This window comes from Nonomuraea diastatica (genome assembly GCF_004349015.1).
Lineage (GTDB): Bacteria > Actinomycetota > Actinomycetes > Streptosporangiales > Streptosporangiaceae > Nonomuraea > Nonomuraea diastatica.
This window is the reverse complement of sequence record NZ_SMKP01000301.1, coordinates 1-7,957: the sequence shown is the minus strand read 5'-3', so window position 1 is coordinate 7,957 and position 7,957 is coordinate 1. Positions and strand designations below refer to the sequence as shown.

At 68.1% G+C, this 7,957-nt stretch carries 7 protein-coding genes; 3 read left to right on the top strand and 4 right to left on the bottom strand.

Annotated elements, in window-relative coordinates:
• Positions 1–181 precede the first annotated feature (181 nt).
• From E1294_RS49870 to E1294_RS49860, 3 genes are all read left to right on the top strand, one after another.
• Entirely contained in the window at positions 182–910 is a 729-nt protein-coding gene (locus E1294_RS49870; protein ID WP_132519703.1) for a metal-dependent hydrolase, read from the top strand.
• A 409-nt stretch (positions 911–1,319) separates the two neighbouring features.
• Complete coding sequence (acnA, locus tag E1294_RS49865; RefSeq protein ID WP_132519700.1) at positions 1,320–4,070, top strand: aconitate hydratase AcnA; 2,751 nt, start codon at positions 1,320–1,322, stop codon at positions 4,068–4,070.
• A gap of 308 nt (positions 4,071–4,378) precedes the next feature.
• Positions 4,379–5,410: a hypothetical protein gene (locus E1294_RS49860; protein WP_132519697.1), complete on the top strand. Its 1,032-nt coding sequence runs from the start codon at positions 4,379–4,381 to the stop codon at positions 5,408–5,410.
• 28 nt (positions 5,411–5,438) lie between these two features.
• On the opposite strand, the gene E1294_RS49855 is transcribed toward E1294_RS49860, so the two are convergent.
• The 4 genes from E1294_RS49855 to E1294_RS55275 form a co-directional block, all read right to left on the bottom strand.
• On the bottom strand, positions 5,439–6,188 hold the full coding sequence (locus E1294_RS49855; RefSeq protein WP_132519694.1) for an endonuclease/exonuclease/phosphatase family protein: 750 nt from the start codon (positions 6,186–6,188) through the stop codon (positions 5,439–5,441).
• Between the two features lie 119 nt (positions 6,189–6,307).
• Positions 6,308–6,877, bottom strand: a complete 570-nt coding sequence (locus E1294_RS49850; protein WP_246083845.1) for a neutral zinc metallopeptidase — start codon at positions 6,875–6,877, stop codon at positions 6,308–6,310.
• A 271-nt stretch (positions 6,878–7,148) separates the two neighbouring features.
• Positions 7,149–7,481, bottom strand: a complete 333-nt coding sequence (locus E1294_RS49845) for a type II toxin-antitoxin system PemK/MazF family toxin (RefSeq protein WP_132519691.1) — start codon at positions 7,479–7,481, stop codon at positions 7,149–7,151.
• A partial coding sequence (locus tag E1294_RS55275) for a hypothetical protein (RefSeq protein ID WP_220448407.1) occupies positions 7,462–7,957 on the bottom strand: 496 nt, incomplete at its 5' end. The genes E1294_RS49845 and E1294_RS55275, both read right to left, overlap by 20 nt.

Sequence of the window (7,957 nt, the reverse complement as noted above, 5' to 3'; positions counted from 1 at the left end):
GGCGGGCGTTGTTCAGATCAGACGAGGTCGTTCCGCGTCGGCAGGGCTGGGGGGTGCTGTCGCCGCGGAGACGACCTCGTCTGCGTTTCCGGCTGTCTTCCGCAACGGTGCCGGCCTTCCCGGCCTGGTCGCCCGGCATGCCTCGCCGCGCAAAGAGCCTCTTTGCCGTACAGTCCGGATCATGATGGGGCACACGCATGCGATGACCGGGGCCATCGCCTGGCTGGGGCTGGCGCCGCCCCTCGCCGCACTGCCGCTGGTGAACGAGTCCACCCGGTTCGTGGAAACCGGGATCATGGCCACCGCGCTCAGTCCCGCCGAGTTGATCGCCGGCGCCATCATCTGCGCGGGCGCCTCGATGCTGCCCGACCTCGACCATCCGAGCGCGACGATCGCGCAGACGTTCGGGCCGCTCACGTGGGCGCTCAGCAAGGTCGTGTCATGGCTCGGCGGCGGCCACCGCGGCGCCACCCACTCGCTCGTCTTCGCCGTGGCCATCGGGTTCGGGGCACACTGGCTGGCCAACACCTATCCGGTTGGGCGCGACGTCATGGTCGTGCTGCTCATCGGCCTGGCGTTGCGCGCCATCGGCGTCGGGATCCCGGGCAACAAACTCGGCTCGATCATGATCAACATCGGCATGACCGCCGGCCTCTACGCCGTCTTCCTCTCTCTCGAGGTGGGCTACGCCTGGCTCGGGCTGGCCGTGGCGGTCGGAAGCTTCACGCACGTCGTCGGCGACTGCATGACCGAGCGTGGCTGCCCAGTGTTGTGGCCGCTGGGGGCGAAGTTCGTTCTGCCGTGGAAAATCGGCATCAAGACGGGCAGGAAGTTCGAGCAGAAGATCCTCGCGCCGATCCTGTCCGTGGCCATCGTCGGGCTGCTGTACTGGCGCCTGGCACCCGTTTAACTTGATGTCGAGATACTTTTCCAGATATCTTGATGTCGAGACACCTGCTGCGCGGCCACGAGTTAGGTTCACCTAACGTGCTTACTTGTTCGCGCGTGCGGCAGGATTTGGAGAGCGAACCCGACGCAGCGAGCGGAGTGGGAGCCCGACGAAGGAGGGATCCCGCGAAGTGAGTGAGGAGGGTAAGCGACCCATGAGCACGAGCGAACCCGACGCAGCGAGCGGAGTGGGAGCCCGACGAAGGAGGGATCCCGCGAAGTGAGTGAGGAGGGTAAGCGACCCATGAGCACGAGCGAACCCGACGCAGCGAGCGGAGTGGAGACCCGGCACCACGGGGGCCGCGAAGCGCGTGAGGAGCGGGGAGCCACCCGCAAGCCTGAAAGATGTCTGATGGAGGAGGCGAACCACCGTGTCCGCGAACAGCTTCGGCAGCCGTGACACGCTACGCGTCGGCGACGCGTCATATGAGATCTTCCGGCTGGACGCCGTCGAGGGCGCCGCGCGCCTCCCGTACAGTCTGAAGATCCTGCTGGAAAACCTCCTCCGCACCGAGGACGGCGCCAACATCACCGCCGACCACATTCGCGCGCTCGGAGGATGGGACCCTAAGGCGGCGCCGAGCGTGGAGATCCAGTTCACGCCCGCGCGCGTCATCATGCAGGACTTCACGGGCGTGCCCTGCGTGGTCGACCTGGCCACGATGCGCGAGGCCGTACGCGACCTCGGCGGCGACCCGGCCAGGATCAACCCGCTCGCGCCCGCCGAGATGGTCATCGACCACTCGGTCATCGTCGACTACTTCGGCCACCCCGACGCCTTCCGGCGCAACGTGGAGCGCGAATACGAGCGCAACCACGAGCGCTACCAGTTCCTGCGCTGGGGCCAGACCGCCTTCGACGAGTTCAAGGTGGTGCCGCCCGGCACCGGCATCGTCCACCAGGTCAACATCGAGCACCTGGCCCGCGTGGTCATGACCCGCGACGGGAAGGCCTACCCCGACACCTGCGTCGGCACCGACTCCCACACCACGATGGAGAACGGCATCGGCGTGCTCGGCTGGGGCGTCGGCGGCATCGAGGCCGAGGCCGCGATGCTCGGCCAGCCGATCTCCATGCTCATCCCGCGCGTGGTCGGCTTCAAGCTCAACGGCAAGCTGCCCGCCGGGGCCACGGCCACCGACCTGGTCCTGACGATCACCGAGATCCTGCGCAGGCACGGCGTGGTCGGCAAGTTCGTCGAGTTCTACGGCGAGGGCGTCGCGTCCGTGCCGCTGGCCGACCGGGCCACGATCGGCAACATGAGCCCCGAGTTCGGCTCCACCTGCGCGATCTTCCCGATCGACGGCCAGACCATCGACTACCTCCGCCTGACCGGGCGTACCGAGGAGCAGATCGCCCTGGTCGAGGCGTACGCCAAGGCTCAGGGCCTCTGGCTCGGCCCGGCCGCGCCCGAGCCGGAGTTCTCCGAATACATCGAGCTCGACCTCGCCACGGTCGTGCCGTCCATCGCCGGCCCCAAGCGCCCGCAGGACCGCATCGCCCTGTCGGCCGCCAAGACCGCCTGGCGTAACGACGTCCAGAACTACGCGGAGGACGGCGTCGACGAGGCGTCCAAGGAGTCCTTCCCGGCCTCCGACTCGCCCGCCTCCAACTCCACGGCCAACGGCGGGCGGCCGCACAAGCCGGTGCCCGTGACGCTGGCCGACGGCACCTCGTTCGCGATCGACCACGGCATCGTCTCGATCGCCGCGATCACCTCGTGCACCAACACCTCCAACCCGTACGTCATGCTCGGGGCGGCGCTGCTGGCCCGCAACGCCGTGGAGAAGGGCCTGACCCGCAAGCCGTGGGTCAAGACCTCGCTGGCCCCCGGGTCGCAGGTCGTCACCGGCTACTTCGAGCGCTCCGGGCTCCAGCCCTACCTCGACAAGATCGGCTTCAACCTCGTCGGCTACGGCTGCACCACCTGCATCGGCAACTCGGGGCCGCTCCTGCCGGAGATCTCCGAAGCCGTCCAGGCCAACGACCTGGCCGTCACCGCCGTGCTGTCGGGCAACCGCAACTTCGAGGGCCGGATCAACCCCGACGTCAAGATGAACTACCTGGCCTCGCCGCCGCTGGTGGTCGCGTACGCGCTGGCCGGCACCATGGACCTCGACCTCGAGACCGAGCCGCTGGGCGTCGGCGGCGACGGCGAGCCGGTCTACCTGCGCGACATCTGGCCTTCGCCGGAGGAGATCGCGGCCGTGGTCAACTCCTCGATCGGGCGCGACATGTTCGAGCGCGACTACGCCGACGTCTTCAAGGGCGACGCCCACTGGCGCTCGCTGCCGATCCCGACCGGCGACACTTTCGAGTGGAACCCCGACTCGACCTACGTCCGCAAGGCCCCCTACTTCGACGGCATGCCGCAGAAGCCGGAGCCGGTGGCCGACATCACCGGCGCCCGCGTGCTGGTCAAGGTCGGCGACTCGGTCACCACCGACCACATCTCGCCCGCCGGCTCGATCAAGGTGGGCACCCCGGCCGCCCAATACCTGAAGGCCAACGGGGTCGAGGTGAAGGACTTCAACTCCTACGGCTCGCGTCGTGGCAACCACGAGGTGATGATCAGGGGCACGTTCGCCAACATCCGCCTGCGCAACCAGATCGCCCCCGGCACCGAGGGCGGCTACACCCGCGACTTCACCCAGCCCGACGGCCCGGTGTCGTTCATCTATGACGCCTCGGTCAACTACGCCGCCGCGGGCACGCCGCTGGTGGTGCTGGCGGGCAAGGAGTACGGCTCCGGATCCTCGCGCGACTGGGCGGCCAAGGGTACGGCGCTGCTGGGCGTCCGCGCGGTCATCGCCGAGTCGTACGAGCGCATCCACCGCTCCAACCTGATCGGCATGGGCGTGCTCCCGCTGCAGTTCCCGGAGGGTGCCTCGGCGGAGGCCCTCGGCCTGACGGGCGAGGAGACGTTCGAGATCACGGGCGTCGAAGAGCTCAACAAGGGCGGCATCCCGCAGACCGTGCACGTCAGGGCCACAGCTTCGTCCGCGCACGAAGCCGGCGTCGAGTTCGACGCGGTGGTGCGCATCGACACGCCCGGCGAGGCCGACTACTACCGGCACGGCGGCATCATGCAGTACGTTCTGCGGTCGTTGCTCGCCAAGTGAACGTCCCGAGCTCCCGGCCGGTCATAAGCCGGTCGGGGGCGACGGAGCCCGGCTCGTCGCCGGGGTTGGGCGCGATCCTCACGCGCTCGTTTCGGGGGAACCACCCGACACACTGAGAGCCGTCCGGCGGAACACCCTCCGCCGGGCGGCTCCTCGCCTCTGGGGCCGCCTACCGTCCCGGAAGTACGCCGAAAAGGGACACTTGCCCCGGAACCACGCGGTAGGCTCGATCTTTAAGCGTGATCTTGCGGTTCGTCACAGGCTTGTGCAAGCCTTCTGCCGCTGCCCCCGACGCGACGGAGAGATTCATGGCCGAGGCACCTGAGGGTCCGCAGACACCCCAGCCGATCACCACCGCCGACGTGTGGGATCTCAAGGCGAATCCCGACCTGCTGGACACGCTGGCCACCGCATGGGGAAAGGTGAAGTCCAAGGCGAGCTCCGCCGAGGGCAAGGTCAACTCCGCCGCCCACACCGTGTTCTCCGAGGAGCACTGGACGGGCGACACCGCCACCTCGTTCAACGACTACCGCAAGAAGCTCACCCAGGACGTCGAGCTGTTCGCCAGCAACGCGGAGGGCATCGCCAACGTGCTGACCCTCACGGCCAGCACGCTCCGCGTCCAACAGGGGCTGCTCGACACCGAGCGCGAGAAGCTCAACGGGGTGCCCTCCAGCGTCGGCGCCGACGGGCAGCTGACCTTCCGGCCGCGCGACTCCGAGCAGGCCACACTCGTCTCGGGCGCGATCAGCGCGGCCAGGGAGATCCGCGGGCGGGTGGACGAGGTGCTCGACGAGCGTCGCGAAGACCTCGCGTTCTACCAGATGCAGCTCGACGCGATTGCCGAGCAGTGGCGGCCGCGTTCTGTGCGCCTCATCAACCTCAACATCGGCCAGGGCGCGGGCAACGCGCCCGGCGACTCAGGCGGCACCGACTCCGACGAGCTCGACGACATCGCCCAGGTGATCGCCGACGAGAACGCCGACATCGCCACCCTGCAGGAGGTCTTCGAGGTGGACATGGGCTCCCTGGAACGCGAGCTCGAGGAGCGCACCGGTGACGAGTGGGACGTCACGTTCGGGGAGGCGAGCAGCAAATACCAGGCCAGCGACGACTGGCCCATTCTCGGCGACCGCCCGTTCTCCCCGTTCGGCAACGCCGTCCTGGTGCGCGAGGGCGAGGTCATCCAGGCGACCGGCGACACCGACAACATCAAGCTCGACGTCGACGGCGGCAGCATCACCATGCCGGCCAACGGTCCCGGCGAGGGCAACGCCGAGATCGAGGACGGGGAGGGCCGTTCGGCCGCCGTGGCGGAGGTCGAGATCCAGCCGAGGTGAGCGCCGGCCTGGTGGCCCGCCCCGCGGGTCACCAGTTGGGCAGCTCCACGTCGGCGCCCTGGCCGCCCGTGTGGTCGGAGGTGCCGTTGTCCGTCAGGGTGGGCGGCTCGTTGATCGGCAGGGCTGGCGAGCTGATGACGTGGTCGATCGGCTTGTCGCCCACCGGGGAGGTGCCGACGGGCTCCCCCTCGTCGTTCACGCCCCGCGAATAGACCGAGTAGCCCTCGTCCTGGAAGCTCTCGATCGCCGCGCCGGAGCCCGTGCCCTTGTAGTTGTCGCCGTCGAGGGTCGGGGCGTTGAGGTCGGCGCCCAGCAGCGACGGCCCGCGGTTCATGGCCTCGTGCAGGGTGTCGATCTGGCCGGAGCGCACGTAGTCGTCATATTCGTGCAGGCCGTGGCTGTGGACGTGGGCGCTGTAGACGTCGAAACCCTTGGCGGCGTCGGCGAAGAGCCGGTCGGCGATCTCGTCGTCCAGCGTCTCGAACGCGGTGACGACCTTGCCGAGCCTGGTCTCGTCGGAGTCGAGCACGCCGATGAGCACCTCGGACAGGTCGTCGGCCGACGACACGAGGTTGGCGAGCGCGGACCCGACCGGGGCGGCGTTGTCCGTGTCGCCGAACGCGTTGGAGCCGGGGACCGTGGGCACGGGCACGTAGGGGACCGCGTCCGGGCTTTCCGACAGGGCCCTGCGGCCCCTTTCCACTTCTTCGCGCGCCTTGCCGACCTCCCTGGCCAGCTCTCTGACGCGGCTGAATCGCATGCTTGCCTCGTCGCCCATGAACGCCAGCGTAGACGAAGGATCACCGGGTTGGTGACCGGGTCGTCCCTTTTCACCCCGAGACCGCAGCCGGGGCCGGGTGAAGACCCTGCCGGCAGCGCTTTCGGCAGGCTTGGCGGTCAGGCGACCCTGGTGGCGGGAGCCGACCAGGTGTCGCAGGCGGCGGAGGAGACGGCCGCGTAGCCGCGCTTGAGCCAGTAGACCCGGCTGGCGCCCTTGCCATAGGTGCGGTGGCCGTCGTCGTCGCCGCTGGCCCGCGTCGCGTCGAGCAGCGCCGCCCAGTCGGCCTCCGAGCGGGCCAGGGAGTGCCAGACACTGCCCAGGAACACTCCGGACAGGCAGTCGGCCTGGAGCTCGTAGCGGCGCTTCAGCTGGTCCTGGTGCGTCCGATCGGCCCGCGCCCTGGCCTCGAAGGAACGCCGGATGTCGAGCAGACTCTGCAGGTGGTGACCGTACTCGTGGGCGGCCACCTTGAACGGGTAGAGGTCGGTCCTGTTCTCGAGCCACCGGCCGGTCAGCGGCATGACCACCGTGGCGCGCTCGGTGCAGTAGAAGGCGTCGGCGTACGCGGGCCAGCGCATCCCGCACACGGTGTTGGCCGGCTCCTCGGAGTAGCGGACGACGGGCTTGCGGAACGTACGCCCAGCCCGCTCAAAATACGCCCCCCACGACTTGCCCAGACATTTCATGACCGTCTGGAGATACTCCCTGGTGCGCGGGAGCCGCCTGAGATGATCGGCGTTTCGGGACAGGGCGTCGCGGCCAGCCTGCCCGCCTTCTTCGGGAGGGCCGGTGCCGCCTGGGCGGATGTGGCGGGCAGACAGACGGACGCCAGGATCGCGGCGAGGGTCAGGACACGCGTCAACGGGAGGGATCGCACGATCGGCAGCTTTACGATCTGCGACATGTGGCACGATGAGAGTGCCGCCCGGCGAAGCTCCTTTTCGCCGGGCGGCATGCTCATATCATCCGCTTGAGCACGGTGACCGCTTCCGCGACGACCTCTTCTGGAGCGGTGCCGACGAAGAAGTCAAGCCTGTCCGGTGAAATAGCGCGGATCTGCTCGATCATCGCCCAGCTTGTCTTGGCCAACCCGGTTCCGTCGCGGCCGATGCGGACGTGTGTGAGATAGCCACGCTCCCGAGTGGTCAGCGGCGCGGCGAGAATGAGCCCGAGCCTCGACTGGTTGAAGCGGTCGTTGCTGACGATCAGCGAGGGACGGTCGAAACCCTGCTCGCGACCGGTCGGACTGCTGAATCTGGTGAACCAGATATCACCTTGCGTTAGTTTCATCTTTCTCCTCGGGGAACGTGATCAGACCGTCCCACTCGGGCGCGATCCGGCGGGAGCGGGGGCGTGGTCCAAGCACGAACTCGCGTTCGGTGAGGTAGTCGGCCCATCCTTCGGGATCTTCACGCTGTGTGTGCTCGATCTGCTCGTTGACGGTCTGCCAGAACTGCTTCTGTTCGTAGTCGGCGATGGCGTTGTGCAGCACCTCGGTCATGGTTCGGCCCTCCTGGCGGGCGATTCGGGCTAGCCGATCTCGGGTCGTGACGCTGACGCGTATCGTCGTCGCAGCCTTAGACTTCATGCTCATACTTTTGAGGCTACGTCCGCGTCGCGGAAAAGAGTACACCAGCTCGTCACTCTCGTAGGCTGAATGGCAACGGAGAGTAAAGGTGGTTGACTCTTCTGCATGACTGATACGGCATTTCTGCTGCTTGTTGGAGGTCTGGCGGTTTTCGCGGGCGCGATCGTCCAGGGCGGGG

What these genes read in the sequence shown, in the direction of transcription:
- E1294_RS49870 (WP_132519703.1), top strand. Translation starts at nt 182, where the DNA reads ATGATGGGGCACACGCATGCGATGACCGGGGCCATCGCCTGGCTGGGG.
- E1294_RS49860 (WP_132519697.1), top strand. Translation starts at nt 4,379, where the DNA reads ATGGCCGAGGCACCTGAGGGTCCGCAGACACCCCAGCCGATCACCACC.
- E1294_RS49855 (WP_132519694.1), bottom strand. Translation starts at nt 6,188, where the DNA reads ATGGGCGACGAGGCAAGCATGCGATTCAGCCGCGTCAGAGAGCTGGCC.
- E1294_RS49850 (WP_246083845.1), bottom strand. Translation starts at nt 6,877, where the DNA reads ATGAAATGTCTGGGCAAGTCGTGGGGGGCGTATTTTGAGCGGGCTGGG.
- E1294_RS49845 (WP_132519691.1), bottom strand. Translation starts at nt 7,481, where the DNA reads ATGAAACTAACGCAAGGTGATATCTGGTTCACCAGATTCAGCAGTCCG.